Source organism: Sinorhizobium saheli, assembly GCF_001651875.1.
GTDB lineage: Bacteria > Pseudomonadota > Alphaproteobacteria > Rhizobiales > Rhizobiaceae > Sinorhizobium > Sinorhizobium saheli.
Window position 1 is genome coordinate 1 of the sequence record NZ_LNQB01000044.1, and the last position, 18,322, is coordinate 18,322.

Consider the following 18,322-nt stretch of genomic DNA (forward strand, 5'->3'; position numbering starts at 1 on the left):
AAATCCTGCCGAAATCCGCCAAAAAATCGCACCAACCGCGATGGCTTGCGGTAACGCAACACGATTTTCAGCAGCCTGTTAGGCTGCACAATCAACGGTCCGGTCATTACCGGGGATATGCTCAAGGGCCACGGCCCGGCTTGCGGCGGAGTAAAGGTCAATGGTCGGCATTGCTGATATCGAAGTCGAACCCGACGCGAGGGGCGAGCGGGCGGCGGGCGAGTCGAACCGGGCGCGGTTCGCGCCATTTATCGCCCTGGCGCTGGTGTTTCTGCCGTTGAATGCGGGTACGCTGCTTTATACCGCCAAGAACGCCGCCGACGTGCGCGAAAGCCGCGAGGCTCTCTCGGCCGTCAAACGCTCGATCGACGGCCTGAAGCTGCAGATCGACAAACAGGCCCGCAAGGTTGCGAAAAGCGATGAACTGACCGCCATCCGCCAGCATGTCGAAAGGCTCGGCAAGGACGTTTCCGCCCTCGACGGTCGGATGCAGTCCGGCTTGCCTGCTTCCGGCGGCTCGCTGATCCTGAGCGCGCCCGGCAAGGAGGTGAAGCAACGCCTCGCGCCGTCGCCCACGACGGCCGCCGCGGACTTGCCGGCGACGGACGACAACTCGGAGAGCGGCGGCGAAGGCCTCTCGGTCGCCGATCTGCCGCGCTACGAACGCTCGGTTTCGCCGGAAGGCAAACTGATCCTGCGGAAGGTGCGTTGACGCGCCTCGAGCGGGATGAGGAAAAGTGTGCGCGGTTTTCCGCCCGCATCCCGCTCTAACCTGTTAGAATCGATCACGTTCATGATTTCAGGTCGACCAGACCTAAAATCATCGTGATCTGGAGCGGGATGCGCTCACATGCCTTCGCGCCACCGCTCTATCTGTTTGTTTTTGCCGCATTTGCGCAACGTCAGGTGATTCCACCTGACTGCAAAATCCTCTAGCACCGAAGCGCTGGCGCTCTTCCTCTACAGGTATTTGGCCGGTTTCGCGCGAGCCGGACGACGAGCCATGGCCTTTGCCGGCTGGAACGTTCGGGCAGGCGCGGGGCGGCCGACGTGGAAGCCCTGGACCTGGTCGATCTGAAACTGCCGCATGAGCGCCAGTTGCTCCTCGGTCTCCACGCCCTCCACCAGGATCTTGGGGCCGCGGTTGCGCACGAGGCCGATGATGTCCCTGAGCATCGCCTTGCCCTTCGGCGTGTCGCAATCGTGAAGGAACGAGCGGTCGATCTTCACCGTGTCGAAATCGATCAGGCGCAGCCATGACAGGCCCGCGAACCCCGTTCCGAAGTCGTCGAGCCATATTCTGACGCCGAGTGTCTTCAGATCGCTGATGCAGCGAAGGATGTCCGAATGCATCTCCATCTCGAGCCCCTCGGTGATTTCGAGGGCGAGCCTGCTGCCGGCCACGCGGGTCTCGCCGAGGATCGCCGCGACGGAAGCGGCAAAGCCGGGCGATCTCAGCTGGATCGGAGAGACGTTCACGCTGACCACGGGGATGTCATCATTCGCCAGCAATTCGTGGCACACCGTCCTTATCGCCCACCGGCCGAGGTCGAGGATGGCGCCGGTCCGCTCGGCGATCGGAATGAAGAGGCTCGGCGGGACGGAGGTGCCGTCCAGCATCCTGAGCCGCATCAGCGCCTCGACGGCATCGATCTGGCCCGACGCTACGTTGCGGATCGGCTGGTAGACGAGCGAGACGAGGTCCTGGTCGATCGCGATCTTCAGGAGGGCCGCGATGTTCTCGCTCTCGTCGCTGCTCTGGGGGTCGTTGGGGTCGAACAGCCGGGTACAGTTCCGCCCGGTGGCCTTCGCCCCATAGAGCGCGCGATCCGCTTCGTGGATCAGCCTTTCGAGCTTCGACCCGGTCTGGCTCCTGGTGAAGGCGGCGCCGACGCTCACGGTGACGATCGACATGCCGTCGCGTCTCTGCTCGTGCGGCAATGCGAGGTTCTCGACGCCGCAGCGAATGGTCTCGGCCAGATCCTCCACCTGCTCTCGCGTCCCAAGGCGCGCAAGCACGATGAATTCCTCGCCGCCGTAGCGCCCGATCGAGCCATTGTACGGCTCGATCGATTCCTTGAGGGCATTGGCAACGAGGACGAGGCAGCGATCGCCCTCCTGGTGACCGTAGAAGTCGTTGTATCTTTTGAAGAAGTCGACGTCGATGAGGATCGCGGCGAAGCTCTCGCCCCTTCTCTGCCAGTCGTTCCAGTAATCGCGGAGCTTCTGGTCGACGGCGCGGCGATTGTCGAGGCCGGTGAGCGAGTCGGTGTTCGACAGCCTGAGCAGCGCCTTGCCGCGCTCGGAAGCCTCCCTGTGCTGAATCCTTGCCTCGAAGGCGTTGAGAAAGACCTTGTAGCGCTCCCTGTTGAGCTTCCAGTTCACATAGGAGGTGAAGACGAAGCAGGAGATGTTGAAGGTCCCGAAGGCGAGCCGGTAGGAGATATCCGCGGCGGAAAAGGAAAGCACCGCCGCAAAGAAAATCAGGAGAATGGCGACGGAAGCGAAAAGGGACAGGCGGAACTGAAAACTGAAGAATAGATTGACGCTCATCATGAAGATTGCGCCGAAGACCATGTAATAAGAGATGCTTTGCGTGTCCGCGGTCATCATCGCCGGGTAAAGCCAGCCGGCATAGGCCGCCACGAGTGCCGTCGCGGCGGCACGATCGATTGCGTTTGCACTCGCGTTGAAGCGAGCCTGCGTCTCGATCACCACGAGCGCGACGAAACCGATCGCGAAGCGTGCGGCGATCGTCAGATGCGCAACGTCCGCGACGAGCAGGATGTCGGTTATCGAGAAGAGCAGATAGACTGCGACCGCGGTCCAGAATCCGTGCCGCGTCGCCTGCCGGCGTGCAGCCTCTCCCTCCTCCTCGTAGCGCAAGCGAAGCTCGGCCGACGCCGGTCTCGGCGGCTCCCTGTGGAGGTCAATATCAACTACGTCGGCCAACGTGTGCCTCATGCACCGATCCATTTTTGCGTCTTCTTGTAGAGCCTGACTCGTCTCTTCCACAAGCGCCCCTGCACGTTCCACGACTGCTTTCCATCAAGGCAGTTACTAAGGACGTGCAGCATTGTTCGGCACATTAGTACGGGCCGATTAAGTTTTGCTGAATTGAATAAGTTCAATTGCGCGCTTGCCAACGTAGCGTTTCAATTCAATCTTTCGTCGCGTTAACCATATTATTCGAAAGCTTGGAGGGTGGACTGGCGCGCGTCCAATTCCTGCGCATACTGTTAACAGACTATTAACGAACGAGTCTCGCGTGACCCAAAATCAGATTGTCTTCGACGGCGAAAGCCTCATCACCCCACTTGCCATTTCAACCGAACTTTCATCTTCCAGGACCGATCGCCACGACGAGCAGCTCGCGACGGCCGAGGCCGAAGCCGCTCTTGCGCTGATGATTGCACAGCAAAGGGTCGAGCAGGGCGGGGAGCCGGCGGCGATCATCCACCAGCTCATCCGGGCGCTGCACGAGCTCCGTCGCCGGGTCGACCCGAGCGTCTGGCATGCACTGATCCCGATCGTGCAGAATCACCCGCTGGCGGATTTCTTTCACCAGGATCCGTTCACGCGCTGGTCTTTCGAAAAGCCGCGCGGCTATTCCGGCGACGCGCAACTGATCGACTTCATCTACGGCCATCCCAGCATTTCCGAGGAAATCGCCAAGGCCTCGCCGCTGGGGCGCGCACTCTACGACTACACCAAGGATGCGCCGTCGTCGGTCGCCGTGCGCGAGCGGCGCGATCTCTTGACGCAGCATGTCGATGCGGTTGCGGCCGAACGGGGGCCCGACACGGAAATCCTGACGATCGCCGCCGGGCACCTGCGCGAGGCCGACCGCTCCGTCGCGCTCAAGGAAGGGCGGATAAAGCGCTGGGTTGCGCTCGACCAGGACCCCTTGAGCGTCGGTTTGATTGCGCGTGATTTCCGGGGAACCCCGGTCGAGGCCATCGACGGTTCCGTTCGCGGCCTTCTCGGCAGGGGCTACAATCTCGGCCAGTTCGACTTCGTCTACGCGGCGGGTCTTTTCGACTACCTGGCCGACAAGGTGGCGGTGAAGCTCACCCAGAGATGCCTGCAGATGCTGAAGCCCAACGGCGTCTTCCTCTTCGCCAATTTCGCCGACGACATCCGCGACGATGGCTACATGGAAACCTTCATGAACTGGGCGCTGCTGCTGCGTTCGGAAGCGGACATGTGGAGGATCATCAACGCCAGCGTCGACCGCAACAACGTCGACGCGCGATTGGAGTTCGGCGCCAACCGCAACATCGTCTACGGCATTATCCAGAAGCGCCCGTAAGGGCATTCGAGGCCCGCGCTCAGCGGGCCTCGATCCTGCACCTCAAAAGCCGTCAGCGCTGCGCGAACTTCACGCTGTTCTTCATCAGCTCGAGGTTTCGCGCGGTCGTCTCGTTCGTCGGATCGAGCTCGTAGGCCTTCAGGAAATAGCGGCGCGCATTCGGCAGGTTGCCGCGCAGCAGATGGGAATAGCCGAGATTGTTATAGTAGACCGGCGTGTTGCCGATCATCTTGGCGAGCTGCTTGTAGGCGACGTCGGCGGTGTCGAAGCGCGCGATCATGTCGGCGGAGGCGGCAAAACCCAGCCAGGCGGCGGGATCCTCCGGGAAGACGGCGACGGCACGCTTGTAGATCGCGTAAGACTTGCCGTAGTTCTTTTCCTGGAACTGGAGCTTGCCCTTCACGATCAACTCGTCGTTCTTGTAGAAGGCGACGTCGGAGTCATCCTTGAGTGTGTTGGCGCTGTCGCCGAAGGCGGCCACGTCGTCGAGGGCGGCGGACTGGCACCCGGCGAGAGCGACCGTTGCGGTCAACGCCAACGCAAGCCATCCGATCTGCGATCTTTTCTGAAACCCGACCATTCCTACTCCCAAGCGTTCAGGTCATCCTAGCCATACGCACGATGTCGCTCACCGGAAATCCTGCGGAAAAAATGCTAACAAATGAAGAATTGACGCGATGAGTCGCATTAAAGCGACACAGATTGCCCGGCGCGATGGAGTGCAAGGGCAAGTGAGGTTCGGCCGCGGCCCCACCTCGCAGTCCGGATCCGCCTGCAAAGATCGACGGTAAGCTCCAGTTAAGCATCACCTCATACATTCCTCTTGGCGATTCGGCCTCCGGCAGTCCTACAGTGCCGCGCGTCTTACCAGAGGCGCAAAGGTCGCTGTAGCACTTCGAATTGCCGCCTGTCTCCTTGAATCGAGGTCGATTCGAGGACATGCAGTAGCATCTTTTCAGATGCGCGAACATCGTTCAGGACTTCAACTTGCTTCAAGGGTGTGCAGGACTTATGCGATTCTCGGCTCTGATGGCAATACGACTGGGGCCAAGCCTGGCCTATACGCTCGCCGCGACACTTCTCGTCAGCATGGCCCTGCTTCACCAGCATCCCGCGAGCCCCTGGGCCTGGGAGCTCTATATGACCGTCCTTCCGGCGATGCGCGAGCCGGTCTTCCTGCTCCTCGCGCTTCCCGGCATGGACGGCGCGGTCGCGGTGAGTTTATTGGCGCTTGCCGCGCTCGCGGGCATCTATCTTGCCGCGCGGCCGGAACGTCACCCGCGGGCGCGCTTCATCCACGCGCACCTGGCGCTGGTTGCGGCGGGGCTCGGCCTTGTTCGGGCGGCGAGCGCGCAGGCCGGCTTGGCCGGTCTCTCGCTGCCGCAATTGCTTCGGGGTGACTGGGCGCTGCTGCCGACAATCGACTCGGCGCTCTGGGTCGCGCTGTTCGTTCTCGTGTCCGCCGCGTGCCTCGCTTCGCACATCGCGATCATCCGGCGGATCCGCAAGGGCGACATGCTTTAGATCGACCACGATTTCAGGACGAAGACCTGCAGCGCTTCAAACCGCGGCAGCGACCAAGGGGACGCGCGATGTTGGAACGCGCGTCAATGCTTCAGTCTCGATCCTCTGCCGTCGTAGGGCGACGGGCCGGCGTGGAGACGCGCCCAGGCGCCGCCGGGCAGCGAAGGCTGCAGCAGCAGCGGCGTTGCCGTCAGGAAGCGGACCGAGGGCGCGCCGTCGTCCGGTTCCAGGCAAGCCGGGCGGAGTGCCGTTTCCTCTTTCTCGAGATGGCTGGCAACGTGCAGGCGCGTGAGGATCTCGCGCGCCTTCAGCTTGCAGCGAACGTGATCCGCATCGTCGGATGCGACGTTGTCGAAACTCTGAAAGACGGCGATTGCCGTATCTTTCCGGCCTGCGGCCAGCAGCGTCACCGCGAGCTTGTAGCGCACGATGCCGAGATGCGGCTGGCGGGCAAGCAGGTCGCCGAACGTCGCACTTGCCTCCCGGTAAGAGCCCTGCGCTATCTGCGCGTCGCCCAGCCGATGGCGGATGTCGTCGTCGTCCGGCACGGCGGCTGCCAGGCCGCGATAGAGATATTCCGCCTCGGCATTGTCGTCCCGGTCGCTCAAGAGCCGCGCCAGCCCGTAGCGTGCATGAACATGCCCGGGAACGGTGCGGATCACCTGCCGGTAGCCCGCCTCCGCCCGGTCGAGGTCGCCTTGCACATGCAGGGTCGTTGCGCGTTCGAACACGAGCTCGACGCTGCGGCGGTTCAGCCGGTCGTGGAGGTTTCGGCCCGTCCGGGTCTTGACGAACATGTTGCGGAGGGGGCGGCCGTCGGCGCCCGGTCTCGCCGGCTCGTCGGGGGAGACATGGACAAAGGTTTCGTCCGGAAAGGCGTCGATCAACCGTTTCAGCCGGCCGGATAGCGGGCAGCAGCAGTCGAACCGGATGCTCGCCCAGTCTTCGGCGAGGAAGAAGCGCCCGAACGCGTCCGCCGCCTCGTTCGCTCCGCCCGGTTTCGATAGGAAGCCGGCATGACCGGTGCCGCCATTGCCGATCAGGCGGAGCTCGTCGCAGAAAAGCCCGCTCTCCTCGTCCTCACAGGTTGTCAACTCGAGCGGCAGCAAGGCGTCATAACGCGCGCTGTCATCCTGGTGTTTCAACGCCAAAATGAACCACCGGTCTCGACACGACAGGTATTCGTGCAACCAGGACCAGGAAAGAAAAGGGTTTGATTCCGGGTCTGAGAGATATACGCGGTTCCAGTCGTCGCGAATTGCTTCAAATTCTTTGATGTACTCGACAATATCTATTTTCATTTTCGCCTCTCCGAGGCAGAAATACATGACGTCGAATAAAAAATGGCAATGGCTATCAAGAATAAGTGGTAAAAAACAAAATCTGTCGAAGCTTCAATTGCTTCGGCAATCATACACCAAAATTCGGCAGGATACTACCATACGTTTGGGTGATCCGAATCAGATCAAGCGCTCGTCGAAATTCGGGCGCGAGCGGATGAAGGCCCAGAGGCGCTTGCTGATGTCGGTGATCTCGCGGATTGCGTTTTCGAGGCGCTCCAGTTCGCGGGCGTCGACCTGCTCGACCTTGCCGTAGCGCACGTCCTTTTCGCCTTCGACCAGCCGCATGAGCTGCGTGCTTGAAATCGCGCCCCGCTCGTCGAAGGAGTAGATGCAATGGTTGTACTTGTTGCGCATCTTCGACTGCTGTTTCAGGCGCTCCGTGATGGCAAGCACCTCGTCGCGCGTCTCGGCCGGGGTCGCCGGCAGCTTCGCCAGCCGCTCGGTGAGATCGATGCGCGCGCGCGTCGTGTTCAGCGTCAGGAAGACGATGATCGCCGCTTCCTTCTCCACCTTCAACAGGTGGGCGATGACGTAGATCAGCAGGCTTTCGGTGTTGGTCCAGACATAGTTCAGGCGCCCAACGAGCAAAAGTACATCCTGTGCAGCCGCCATGGCGACCTCCTAGATTCCGGCGATGCGGGGCGGCTGTTCCCTGGTCCGCAGCCGATAGGGGCGGCATTCGTCATGCTCAGGTTTCCTTGAACGCGCGCGACATGCTGTCGGTTATCGGCTTCGTCAGATATTCGAAGAAGGTGCGCTCCGAGGTCTTGATCAGGACCTCCGCCGGCATGCCCGGAACGGGATGGAAGCCGTGGATGCGGCGGATCTCGCTCGCGGGCACCTCGACGCGGACGATGTAGACGTCGCGCTGCTGGCCGCCGGCGACCTCCTCCTCGATCGAGTCGGCCGAGACGTAGAAGAGCTTGCCGTTCAGCACCGGCGTCGTGCGGCGGTTCAGCGCGGAGAGCCGGATCGTCGCATCCTCGCCCACCTTGAGCTGATCGATGGCTGTCCTCAAGACCTGCGCCTCGATGATCAGCGGCACGTTGGCCGGCAGGATCTCCATGATCGGCTTGCCGGTGGCGATGACGCCGCCGGCCGTGTGGAAGTAGCTGCGCACGACGGTGCCGTCGACCGGCGATCGGATGGTGGCGCGGCCGAGCACTTCCGCCGCCTCGCGCACCTGCTCGCGCACGCTGTCGAGATCCGCCTCGGCCGCTTCCAGGCCGTCGAGCGCCGCCTGCTTGTTGGTGTTGACGGCGATGACGGCTTCCTGGCGGTAGCGGTCGATCTGCGTGTAACTCTCCTTCACCTCGGATTCGAGCCGGCCGATCTCGCCGATCGCGTCGGCGATCGCGCGGTCCAGCGCCAGCAGTTCCGGTCGCCGGATCAGGCCGCTCTCGGCCAGCCTGCTCTTGACCTGCCGTTCCTCGTTGAGGATCTCGAGCTGCCTGTTGAAGGACGCCTGCTGCAGGGCATAGCCCTTGGCGCGGAACTCGAGCGAGCGGATGTTCTGGTCGATGAGGTTCAACTGGTCGCGCAGCTTGATCTTCTTGCTTTGGAAATTGACGTTCTGGCTTTCGACGATGGCGCGCACGTCCGGATCGTCGGCCTGCCTTGCGACGATCTCGGGGATCTGAAACGTGTCGCTGCCCATCGCCTCGGCCTTGAGCCGCGCCACGACCGCCTCCAGGCGCAGGCGCTTGAGTTGGAGCATGCGCTCGTTGGCGCGCGCCGCCGTCTGGTCCAGCTTGACGAGAACGTCGCCGGCCTCGACCTTGTCGCCCTCGGTGACCAGCAGTTCCTCGATGATGCCGCCCTCCAGATGCTGGACGATCTTGTTGTTGCCGTTGGCGACGAAACTCCCCTGGGCGATGATCGCCGCGGCGAGCGGCGCGGCGAAGGCCCAGTAGCCGAAGCCGCCGAAGCAGGCCGCGATCAGTGCCAGGCCCGCGAGGCCGTAGCCTTTGATCGAGCGGGGAACCTCGGCATACCATTCCACCGCATTTCCGGGATCGCTGCCCTGCCTGTCGCCCTGCATCGTCATTCTCCCTGCACGCGCGGTTGCGCCCGCTCGCCCTCCGGCTTCGCGCCGAGCGCCGCGAGCACCTCGGCTCGCGCACCGAACATGGCGACGGTCCCCTCGTGCAAGACCATGATCTTGTCGACGCATTGCAGGAGGGCGGGGCGCTGGGTGATGGTCACGGTGGTGATCCCCTGTTTCCTGGCATGCAGCAGCGCCCGCGCCAGGGCGGCCTCGCCATTGCTGTCGAGATTGGAGTTCGGCTCGTCGAGAACGACGAATTTCGGATTGCCGAAGAAGGCGCGCGCCAGGGCTATGCGCTGCTTCTGGCCGCCGGAGAGCGGCGCGCCGTCGGCGGCGACGACGGTCTCATAGCCTTGGGGAAAGGTCGCGATCAGCTCGTGCACGTCGGCGAGCACGGCCGCCTCGTAGACCATGCTGTCGTCCACGTCGTCGCGCATGCGACAGATATTGGCCTTGATCGTGCCGGGAAAGAGCTGAACGTCCTGCGGCAGGTAGCCGATGCTCTCGCCGAACTGGCGCTGGTCCCAGTTCCTGAGGTCCATGAGATCGAGCCGGACGCTGCCGGAGGTCGGCAGGATCGAACCGACCAGCATCTTGCCGAGGGTCGTCTTGCCGGAGCCGGAATTGCCGATGATCGCCAGCGACTCCCCCCGTGCCAGCGAGAAGGAGATGCCGTTCAGGATCACGCGCTTCTGCGGCGGCGGGACGAAGAGGATGCGCTCGACGTCGAGCCGGCCCTGCGGGTTCGGCAGGCGTAGCCGCGGGAAGTTCAAGGGCGAGCCGAGGAGAAGCTGCTTGATCCGTCCGTAGGCGGCGCGCGAATGGTTGAGCTGGTTCCAGCCCTCGATGGCGCCCTCGACCGGCGCCAGCGCACGCCCGGCGATGATCGAGGCGGCGATGACCATGCCACCGGTCAGGTGCCCGGCCATCGACAAATGTGCGCCCCAGCCGAGCAGGGCGACCTGGGTGAACAACCGCGCGGCCCTCGAGGCGCCGGTGAACATGATGTTGCGGTCCTGGGCGTAGACCTGCGCCTTCAGGGAAGCGGCCGTCTCGTGGCCCCACATCTTCACCGCCTCGGGAATCATCGCGAGCGCATTGATGAGCTGTGCGTTGCGCGACATCGAATCGAGATGGAAATTCGCCCTCCCGAGGGCAGCATTCGCGTCGCTGTAGGGCTTGGCCGTCGCCTTCTGGTTGAGAAAGGCGATGATGAAGAGGGTGACGCAGCAGAGGATGACGATCATCCCGAGCTGCGGCTGGATCAGATAGACGACCACGACGAAAAGCGGCGTCAGCGGCGCATCGAGGAACGCGATCAGCGTGCCCGAGGTGATGAAGGCGCGAAGCTGCTGCAGGTCGCCCAGCACCTGGTAGTCCCGTCCGTTGCCCGTCAGCGAGGCGCGTGCCGCGGCGCTGAGGATCGGTGCGCCGAGCTGGACCTCGATCTCGACGGCGGTGCGCATCAGGATGAAACGGCGGATCGCGTCGAGGATCACCTGCAGGACGATGGCGCCGAGAACGGCGAGGGTGAGCATGACCAGCGTATCCTGCGAGCGGCTGGTGAGCACCCGGTCGGAGATCTGGAAAAGGTAGATGGGGATGGCGAGCACGAGGACGTTGATCGCCACGGTGAAGCCGACGACGATCAACAGGTTGCGTCTGACGGCCGCCATGCCGTTGTTGAGGCTCGCGGCGAAGCTCGTCGGTCCCATGCGCCTGTGAAAAGCGTGTCCGCCGCTGCGGCCACCGCCTTCGGCCGGTCCGCCTTCGTCGTGGTCGCCGCGCCCGATCGGGCGCAGGTCGCCCTCCTTCATCGGCCCCGGGTCGTTGTCGATCGTGCGCGGCAGGCTGGGGGCCGGCCGGGCCTTCATCTTGGCCGCATCGCCTTCGCCACGGCGGCGCTTCTCGATGGCCGGCGCCGGCCTGCGCGTCCGCGTGTCGGTCACCGGGCAGGCCTCCGCGTCCGGCTCGGCCTCCTGCCGCTCCGGCAGCGCTTCGGTCACCTCCGCCAGTTTCATTCCCCGAATTCCGTGGCGCGAAGGCCCGCCCCGACCGACATGCCACTTTGAATGGTGGTTCATATCCGCTCCCTCGCGCTCGCCTTAACTCAAGACCGTCTGCATGACGTCGCTCCACTGGTCGCCGGACGGGTCGGTGCCGCCATCGCCGCCATCCACGGGCGCGCGCGGGTCGTCGTCGCCGATGAAGGCGATGACTTCGTTTGCGAGCCCGCCGCCCCCCGGCCGGAGGTCCGGCGCGCCGTCGATTATTCCGGACTGGATGAGGATCGCGTCGGAATAGACCTCTCCGGCGACATAGGTCGTCTGGTTGAGGCTGTCGCAATCGATGATCTCCGCGATGTTGATGACGGCGTTGTCGCCGGTGCGCACCGTGACTTCGGCATCCGACGCCTCCTCGAGCACCGCGTTCGCCACTTGGCTCACGGAGTCGGCATCGCCGAGGATGCTCACCTGCTGGACGATGTTGATGTCGTAGAGATTGCCGGTGATGTAGAGGATGTGCAGGCTGGAATAGCCCTCGAAGCTCTGGTCGCGCGCGAGCTCCTCCGGCAGCGCGTCGATGCCCCCGCGGATGTTGTCGGCCGCCTGGCGGATGTAATCCGGCATCGCCTCGAAGCGGTCGTTGCCGCCAACGTTCTCGATCGAGGCGGCGTTCCAGACGAGGTTGCCGCTTCCGTCGAGGGAGATGCCGCTGCCGGCGGACACGCCCTCGACTTGATCATTGTCGTAGAGGATCGAAATTTGGCTGATGACATTGAGGTCCAGCACCTGGCCGCCGACGATGACCAGGTCGTAATGCTCGCCGAGCCCGAGATAGGAGGTGAAGTTGACGGCGACGTTGGCGCCGGTGAGCACGGTCGTCTCGGTGCCGGTGGTGGTGATGGTCACCGTGTCGTTGTCGCTCGAGAAACTGTATTGCTGGACCCATTGAACGAAGGAAAGATCGCCCTCGACGACGCTCACGCGCCAGCTCGTGGGAAAGCCGTCGTCAAGGAGCTTCTCGCCGCCCGGCGAAGGGTGATCGGCTTCGCGCTCCTGGAAGCGTGCGATGTTGAGGGCGACGGTCGTCGAGGCGGCTCCGGAAACCTCTGCGATCGCCCCGCCGAGCGTGTCGCGATCTGCGCTGGCGTAGAATTGCGAGATGGCATCGATCTGGTGATAGTCGCCCATGACGGCCGTCACCGGCGCGACCGTGACGGTGCTGACGATGCTGGCGACGTTGCCGACGACATTGGCCCCCGCGTCGACATGGATGGTGGCGTCGCCCGCTTGCGGCAGCGCGCCGCCATCGTCCGGTTTCGCCGGCGCGACGCCGCGATCGGGCGGAGCCTCGGCGAGACCCGGCGCGATCTCGACGCGTATCCCGTTGACATAGGTGCCGTCGATGCGGTCGGCGGTGAGGACGGCATCGCCGTGTTCGTTCCTCGCGAGCTCGTCCGGCGAAGCGGCCTGCGGCGTGCGCGCCGGGTCCTGGCGGGGCTCGCCGGCTTCATCGGGCCGGGCGTGCTCCGCAGGCTTGCCGCCGCCCGCCTCGGTGGCGGCGCGCTGCACGGCTGCCGCCGCGGCGGCGGGAGAAGAGGCGGCGGCGCTCGCGCCCATCTGCGCGAAGGGGGATGCGGCCGTCGCCTGCGCCAGGGAGTTCGCAAGCGCATCGTCGACAGGGGTGAGGTCGCGCGGCGGCACCGGCGTGCCGGTCGTGTTCACGACGTCGTCATCCTGAACGACACTGGTCTCTACGGTATGGCTGACGACGGAGCTCGGTCCGCCATAGGGCGACCAGGCAAGGTCGGGGGGCGCCTCGTGCGCGTTGCCGAGCGTATCCGCGGCCTTGAGCGTGGGCCCGTAGGCTATCTCCTCCGATGCCGTCGTGGCGGCGCTTGCCGGGTCGGCGCGAAAATCGCGGGAGAGATGGACGTGCTCCGGGGCGTCGAGACGGGCGGCGTCATAGGTCGGGCGCTCGTAGAAGATCTCGGGATCGTAGTTCTTCAATTCGAAGCGGGACTCGAATTCAGTCGATGGCGCCTCGTCCTCGGCATCGGGCCGCTCGGCCTTCTCGAGGCGGGCGCCCTGCAAGTAATGATACCTTATGCGCGCCTCATCGACAGCCGTTTCGAACAGCCCGATGAAGTGTGCAACAATCTCATTGACCTTCTCCGGGTCCATCATCCGATCCTTCCCTTTTCCGCAGCAAAGGGAGACTTCGGGGCGACGGAGCAACGACGGCATGGCGGCTTGGCCGTTGGCGGTCGGGTCTCCATCGTGACATCGGCCGATGTCTCTTTTGTTCCTGCCGCACCGGTTTTCCGTCTCCGGAGCACGGCGCGGTAGCATTGAATGGCTGCATGTTTGCCTGAACCGGCGCCGATTCAGGCAAACATGCAGGGGTCAGTCGACGTCGCCGTCGGTTCCGACAGGGGTGAGGCGCGGGTCGTCACCCGCGGCGTCCACGGCATGGCTGAGCAGGTTCGCGCCCTGGACGATCTCGTGGTGGAAGGCCGCGTCGGCGAGGCCGGTGGACGCGTCGGCCAGGGAGCCGGCGGCGGGATCCTCATCGACCTTGAGATCCCAGCCGTCGGCCACATCGAGGCCATCGGTGGCCGTTTCGCCAGGGGCGTCGGCGTTGGCCTCGCCCTGGTTGTGCATCCTGATGTCGTAGGCGCGGTCCTGGTCCGCCAGGCTGTTCGCCTGGACGATGCTGAACCCGGTGTCGTAGACGCCGTGCGCCTTGCTCAGGATGTGGTCGAGGTTGAAGGTGATGGAAAAGCCGTCGCCGAGCGTGAAGGCGAAATCGCCGCCGACCATATCCGCTTGATGGGGGTGATTGGCCGGGCCATCGCCGCCCGCTTTAGCGGCAGAGCCCGTTGCCAGGCCGTCGACGAGTGCACCCACCTTCAGTTCGTCGTCGCTGAAGTTCTCATGGAGCCCAAGATTCTTTAGCGAGGAATCGGGCATGCAGCAAATCCCTGCGAGGAGGGAGCCAGCACCGAAACCCTGTCATCTTTTATAGGATTTTTTGGGCGCTGGCTCTCGTAATAGTCAGACGAAAGTCGTCTGAAAGGGTTCGATATATTCTCTACTTCTTTTCAATATGCTTTTTGGCAGTCTGATCTGCCTTATTCATTACGTATCAAGAATGCTCAGTCATACGCTTTGTCATACGAACGCAATATCGATACTTCCGGACGACGCGAAACAGATGCCCGGAGACGCACACAAACTGCCGTGCGACGATCAGAGTGTGTGCCGGAATGCGACGAAACGAAAGCTACCAATTGTGGTTAGGGCGCGCGGGTGATCGGCTCGGTCGAAACCGATGCCGACGGCTGAAAGCGACGGCTTCAGGTCGCAGGTCGGCGCGTGCGTCATGGCGCCGGAGCACGATCGTCCGGCCGGTCGACGGATAACTTGATGGTCCGATTGGGAAATCCGGCGACTTCCGCGGTCGCGGGTCTGGGTTCGTCGCCGGCGGGCGGGTCGGGGCGGCGCAGGACCGGCCCGATCGCCCGCGAGCCTTATGAGATCAGCCATCGATAATCCGTTGTGAGTACGGGTGGCTGGAGATGCGGCGGTTGCCGACCGCTGCCGGCGTCAGATTACCCCTCAAAAGCCAGGGGCTCTCCGGAGACGGGCAAAACGCCGCTGCGCTCGAACGTCCTGCGAGCGTCCTTGCCTTATTCGCCCAAAAATGGTGCGTTTTTGAACGATTTAGACCGCAATGCGGCAGCCGGCTAATCCTTTTGGGCGGTTTCCCATCCCCCATATTTACGATACATTAGCCAGTACGAATTTTTCTTCGGGATAAATTCGTTATTTTAGCAAGAAGAAATTTTAAGCGCCGGTGCTCTCCAAAGGGTTAAAGCCCACAAAAATATAGGGGAGTTCCAAGGAGGGGATAAATGTATCGGACGAGCTCGAGCCTGAGCGAATTTGAGGATAACAACAAGCTATTGCCGAAAAAAAGCAAGATTGTAATGCTCGCGAGGACCGACCTGTTCGCCGAATGCCTGACGCAGGCGATCAGCGCGCGGTTCCAGGACCAGGATGTCATCAGCCTTTCCGATGCCGACAGTCTCCTCGACGGGGATCTGGTCGACGTCAGCCTGGTGATGCTCTACCGCGTGCCGGCGGCAGCATTTCCAGTGGTCATCCGAACGATCCGCGAGTTCCATCCAAAGGCGGCGATCGGCCTCGTCGTGGAGAACGCGGACGAGCTCGACACGTCGATCGCGGGCTTTGTCGACGAAGGGCTGGTCCACGGCGTCCTGCCCCTGAACCTCAATCTCGACGTCTGCCTCACCGCCATCGACCTGTTGATGAAGGGCGGCGAGCATTTTCCCGCGGCGCTGCTCCGGCGCCTGGCGCCGAATGCGCTTTCCGGGGGCGCTCTTGCCGTCAAGAAGGACGCTCCTGGCGACACCATCGATATCGAGCGCAAGAGCGACATCGGCAAGGGCGTGCTGACGACGCGGGAGGTCCAGATTCTCGACCTCATCTGCATGGGCACGCAGAACAAGATCATCGCCGATCGCCTGGGGCTTTCCGAGAATACGGTGAAGGTGCATGTGCGCAACATCTACAAGAAGATGAATGTGCGCAACCGGACGGAGGCGGCGTCACGCTACTTCCGGAGCGACGCCGAACTCGGCGCGCTTCGCGCACCATCGCGCTGGCGCAACTGACCCGATGCCCTGAATGCAAGCAGCGCCGCGCGACGGAGGCGCGGCGCTAGGAGACATGCAACAGTCTTGCCGCCTATTCGGCCGCCTGCGGATTCTTGAGGGTACCGCGACGGATCTGATCGGCCTCGATCGATTCGAACAGCGCCCGGAAATTGCCTTCGCCGAAGCCCTCGTCACCCTTGCGCTGGATGAATTCGAAGAAGATCGGGCCGATGACGGTTTTCGAGAAGATCTGCAGCAGGATCTTCGTCATGCCGCCGTTCACGACCCCCTCGCCATCGATCAGGATGCCGTGCTTCCTCATCCGGTCGATCGGCTCATCATGGCCGTGGACGCGTTCGTGCGACATCTCGTAATAGGTTTCCGGCGGCCCGGGCATGAACTTCAGGCCATTTCCGGCCAGCTTGTCGGTGGCATCGTAGATCGCCTCGGTGCCGACGGCGATATGCTGGATGCCTTCGCCGTTGTACTTCTTCAGATACTCCTCGATCTGGCTGGTATCGTCCTTCGACTCGTTCAGCGGAATGCGGATCTTGCCGCAGGGCGAGGTGATCGCGCGGCTGACGAGACCGGTGATGCGGCCATCGATGTCGAAGTAGTGGATCTGCTTGAAGTTGAACAGTTCGCGATAGAAGGCCCACCACTTGTCCATGTTGCCGCGATAGACGTTATGGGTCAGGTGGTCGAGATAGTAGAAGCCGACGCCCGCGGGCTTCGGGTCGCGCTCGCCGAGCCATTCGAACTCGGCGTCATAGGCGGAGCCCTTTTCACCGTAGGCGTCGACGAAATAGAGGAGCGAGCCGCCGATGCCGACGATCGCCGGCATGTCGAGCGTCTTGTCGTTGCCGGGATAGGGTTCGGCCCCCTTCGAGACCGCGTGCTCGTAGGCATGTTTTGCATCGACGACGCGCCAGGCCATCGACGGGGCGCAGGGGCCGTGCTTGTCGACGAAGCGCATGGCATGCGAGCCGGGCTCGGCGTTGAGGATGTAGTTGATGTCGCCCTGCCGCCAGACGGTGATGTTCCTGGTCCGGTGCTTCGCGACCGGGGTGTAGCCCATGCGGCCGAAGAGCTCCTCGAGCTTTTCGGGCTCCGGATGGGCGAATTCGACGAACTCGAAGCCGTCCGTCCCGGCGGGGTTGTCCGCCGTGATCGTTGCAGGCGGTGCATCGTGCGGGAACGGGCCCATGACAAGTCTCCTTCTGTCCTCCAAACTTTGTTGAAGTATGGCGCAAACCCGGTGCATGATGCTTGTATTCTTGCGCGATTTGACGAAAGTGATGCATGAATTGTGCGGAATGCGGCGTGAGGATGCATGAATGGAGCAGCTTGACGGATTCGATCTCAAAATTCTCAGCGAGTTGCAGCGCGACGGGCATCTGACCAACAACGAATTGTCGGACCGGATCGCGCTTTCACCCTCCCAGTGCTCGCGGCGGCGCACACGGCTGGAGGCGGAAGGCTACATCACCGGCTACCAGGCGCAGATCGACCGGCAGAAGCTCGGGCTCGATCTCATGGTGGTGATCTCGGTGACGCTCGCCACCCATAATCGCGACAATGCCAAGCGTTTCGCCAAGCTCGTCTCCGGCCTGCCGGAGGTGCTGGAGGCCTATGCGCTGACCGGCGAGATGGACTACCACCTGCGCGTGGTGACGCCCGACCTCGCCGGGCTCTCGCGCTTCGTCAACGACGTGCTCTTGCCGCATGACAGCGTGCAGCACGTGAAGACCTCGATCGTGCTCGAAACCTTGAAGAGTTTCGAGGGGCTGCCGATACCGGAGCGGGGAAGGGGCTAGCCTGCCGCGCCCTCGGCTTTCGATGAGATGGACCCGGAACAGTGCGGCAGATTAGCCCCGCCCCCTTGTGGGAGGGGTTGGGGAGGGGCCTTTTCATCGCCGCGCCGACATCCTCATCGCCCGCTCCACGGCCCGCAAGCCAGCCGACAACGCCTCCACATTCTCCTTCCCAAGCATCGAAACCAATTCCGCCTGGTAAGCGCCGGCGAGCTCCGTCAACTCCTCGTAGGCCCGCTCACCCGCCGGCGTCAGCGCCAGGTGCTCGAAGCGGCGGTCGCGACCGTCCTCCTCGCGCTTCAGCCAGCGGCGCTGCTCGAGGGCGAAGACGGCGCGGCTGACCTTGGTCTTGTGCATCGAGGAATGGGCGCCGATCTCGGTCGCGGTCATCATGCGGCCGGAACTGCCGAGTGCGGCCAGCGTCCGCCATTCGGGGCGGGTGAGCTCGAAGCGCGCCTTGTATTGCGCGGCAAAGCGCAGCGCGACGTATTCCGCCGCCCGGTTCAGCCGGTAGGGAAGGAACGTCTCCAACTCGAACCCGTGTCGCGCCATGGCCTGACATCCTTGATAGTTACAAAATCGATAGTTACGATTGTA

Annotated in this window: 15 protein-coding genes; 5 read left to right on the forward strand and 10 right to left on the reverse strand. The window is 63.2% G+C overall.

What is annotated here, in order from left to right; translation table 11 throughout:
• Positions 1-160 precede the first annotated feature (160 nt).
• Complete coding sequence (locus ATB98_RS01840; RefSeq protein WP_066868341.1) at positions 161-712, forward strand: hypothetical protein; 552 nt, start codon at positions 161-163, stop codon at positions 710-712.
• A gap of 248 nt (positions 713-960) precedes the next feature.
• Here ATB98_RS01840 and ATB98_RS01845 read toward each other — a convergent pair whose 3' ends face one another.
• Positions 961-2,964 (reverse strand): putative bifunctional diguanylate cyclase/phosphodiesterase, encoded by a 2,004-nt coding sequence (locus ATB98_RS01845; RefSeq protein ID WP_066868389.1) that lies wholly within the window; start codon positions 2,962-2,964, stop codon positions 961-963.
• 304 nt (positions 2,965-3,268) lie between these two features.
• Here ATB98_RS01845 and ATB98_RS01850 point away from each other — a divergent pair, with 304 nt between their 5' ends.
• Positions 3,269-4,312 (forward strand): class I SAM-dependent methyltransferase, encoded by a 1,044-nt coding sequence (locus ATB98_RS01850; RefSeq protein WP_066868343.1) that lies wholly within the window; start codon positions 3,269-3,271, stop codon positions 4,310-4,312.
• A 52-nt stretch (positions 4,313-4,364) separates the two neighbouring features.
• On the opposite strand, the gene ATB98_RS01855 is transcribed toward ATB98_RS01850, so the two are convergent.
• Entirely contained in the window at positions 4,365-4,850 is a 486-nt protein-coding gene (locus tag ATB98_RS01855) for a tetratricopeptide repeat protein (RefSeq protein ID WP_407695276.1), read from the reverse strand.
• 491 nt (positions 4,851-5,341) lie between these two features.
• On the opposite strand from ATB98_RS01855, the gene ATB98_RS01860 reads away from it, so the two are divergent.
• Positions 5,342-5,836: a hypothetical protein gene (locus ATB98_RS01860; protein WP_234781844.1), complete on the forward strand. Its 495-nt coding sequence runs from the start codon at positions 5,342-5,344 to the stop codon at positions 5,834-5,836.
• Between the two features lie 83 nt (positions 5,837-5,919).
• Here ATB98_RS01860 and ATB98_RS01865 read toward each other — a convergent pair whose 3' ends face one another.
• The 6 genes from ATB98_RS01865 to ATB98_RS01890 all read right to left on the reverse strand — a co-directional run bounded on the left by ATB98_RS01865 (position 5,920) and on the right by ATB98_RS01890 (position 14,202).
• Positions 5,920-7,137 carry a tetratricopeptide repeat protein gene (locus tag ATB98_RS01865; protein WP_066868349.1) on the reverse strand — a complete coding sequence of 406 codons (1,218 nt, stop codon included), beginning with the start codon at positions 7,135-7,137 and terminating at the stop codon, positions 5,920-5,922.
• 159 nt (positions 7,138-7,296) lie between these two features.
• Entirely contained in the window at positions 7,297-7,791 is a 495-nt protein-coding gene (locus tag ATB98_RS01870) for a hypothetical protein (protein ID WP_066868351.1), read from the reverse strand.
• A gap of 76 nt (positions 7,792-7,867) precedes the next feature.
• Positions 7,868-9,220 (reverse strand): HlyD family type I secretion periplasmic adaptor subunit, encoded by a 1,353-nt coding sequence (locus ATB98_RS01875; protein WP_066868353.1) that lies wholly within the window; start codon positions 9,218-9,220, stop codon positions 7,868-7,870.
• A 2-nt stretch (positions 9,221-9,222) separates the two neighbouring features.
• Positions 9,223-11,310: a type I secretion system permease/ATPase gene (locus ATB98_RS01880; RefSeq protein ID WP_066868355.1), complete on the reverse strand. Its 2,088-nt coding sequence runs from the start codon at positions 11,308-11,310 to the stop codon at positions 9,223-9,225.
• A 21-nt stretch (positions 11,311-11,331) separates the two neighbouring features.
• Complete coding sequence (locus ATB98_RS01885; protein WP_066868392.1) at positions 11,332-13,413, reverse strand: hypothetical protein; 2,082 nt, start codon at positions 13,411-13,413, stop codon at positions 11,332-11,334.
• Positions 13,414-13,635: 222 nt separating this feature from the next.
• Positions 13,636-14,202 carry a hypothetical protein gene (locus ATB98_RS01890; protein WP_066868357.1) on the reverse strand — a complete coding sequence of 189 codons (567 nt, stop codon included), beginning with the start codon at positions 14,200-14,202 and terminating at the stop codon, positions 13,636-13,638.
• A 944-nt stretch (positions 14,203-15,146) separates the two neighbouring features.
• On the opposite strand from ATB98_RS01890, the gene ATB98_RS01895 reads away from it, so the two are divergent.
• On the forward strand, positions 15,147-15,929 hold the full coding sequence (locus tag ATB98_RS01895; protein ID WP_066868359.1) for a helix-turn-helix transcriptional regulator: 783 nt from the start codon (positions 15,147-15,149) through the stop codon (positions 15,927-15,929).
• A 73-nt stretch (positions 15,930-16,002) separates the two neighbouring features.
• Here the strand turns inward: ATB98_RS01895 and hppD are convergent, their stop codons facing one another.
• Complete coding sequence (gene hppD, locus ATB98_RS01900; RefSeq protein ID WP_066868361.1) at positions 16,003-17,118, reverse strand: 4-hydroxyphenylpyruvate dioxygenase; 1,116 nt, start codon at positions 17,116-17,118, stop codon at positions 16,003-16,005.
• A 130-nt stretch (positions 17,119-17,248) separates the two neighbouring features.
• On the opposite strand from hppD, the gene ATB98_RS01905 reads away from it, so the two are divergent.
• Entirely contained in the window at positions 17,249-17,728 is a 480-nt protein-coding gene (locus ATB98_RS01905) for an Lrp/AsnC family transcriptional regulator (RefSeq protein ID WP_066868363.1), read from the forward strand.
• Between the two features lie 93 nt (positions 17,729-17,821).
• Here ATB98_RS01905 and ATB98_RS01910 read toward each other — a convergent pair whose 3' ends face one another.
• Complete coding sequence (locus tag ATB98_RS01910) at positions 17,822-18,277, reverse strand: MarR family winged helix-turn-helix transcriptional regulator (protein ID WP_066868365.1); 456 nt, start codon at positions 18,275-18,277, stop codon at positions 17,822-17,824.
• Positions 18,278-18,322: the final 45 nt, after the last annotated feature.

Excerpts from the sequence above, each read along its gene's own strand:
- ATB98_RS01910 (WP_066868365.1), bottom strand. The coding sequence starts at position 18,277 with ATGGCGCGACACGGGTTCGAGTTGGAGACGTTCCTTCCCTACCGGCTG.
- ATB98_RS01905 (WP_066868363.1), top strand. The coding sequence starts at position 17,249 with ATGGAGCAGCTTGACGGATTCGATCTCAAAATTCTCAGCGAGTTGCAG.
- ATB98_RS01845 (WP_066868389.1), bottom strand. The coding sequence starts at position 2,964 with ATGAGGCACACGTTGGCCGACGTAGTTGATATTGACCTCCACAGGGAG.
- ATB98_RS01870 (WP_066868351.1), bottom strand. The coding sequence starts at position 7,791 with ATGGCGGCTGCACAGGATGTACTTTTGCTCGTTGGGCGCCTGAACTAT.
- ATB98_RS01860 (WP_234781844.1), top strand. The coding sequence starts at position 5,342 with ATGGCAATACGACTGGGGCCAAGCCTGGCCTATACGCTCGCCGCGACA.
- ATB98_RS01880 (WP_066868355.1), bottom strand. The coding sequence starts at position 11,310 with ATGAACCACCATTCAAAGTGGCATGTCGGTCGGGGCGGGCCTTCGCGC.
- ATB98_RS01885 (WP_066868392.1), bottom strand. The coding sequence starts at position 13,413 with ATGGACCCGGAGAAGGTCAATGAGATTGTTGCACACTTCATCGGGCTG.
- ATB98_RS01895 (WP_066868359.1), top strand. The coding sequence starts at position 15,147 with ATGTATCGGACGAGCTCGAGCCTGAGCGAATTTGAGGATAACAACAAG.
- ATB98_RS01840 (WP_066868341.1), top strand. The coding sequence starts at position 161 with ATGGTCGGCATTGCTGATATCGAAGTCGAACCCGACGCGAGGGGCGAG.
- ATB98_RS01875 (WP_066868353.1), bottom strand. The coding sequence starts at position 9,220 with ATGCAGGGCGACAGGCAGGGCAGCGATCCCGGAAATGCGGTGGAATGG.
- ATB98_RS01890 (WP_066868357.1), bottom strand. The coding sequence starts at position 14,202 with ATGCCCGATTCCTCGCTAAAGAATCTTGGGCTCCATGAGAACTTCAGC.
- hppD (WP_066868361.1), bottom strand. The coding sequence starts at position 17,118 with ATGGGCCCGTTCCCGCACGATGCACCGCCTGCAACGATCACGGCGGAC.
- ATB98_RS01865 (WP_066868349.1), bottom strand. The coding sequence starts at position 7,137 with ATGAAAATAGATATTGTCGAGTACATCAAAGAATTTGAAGCAATTCGC.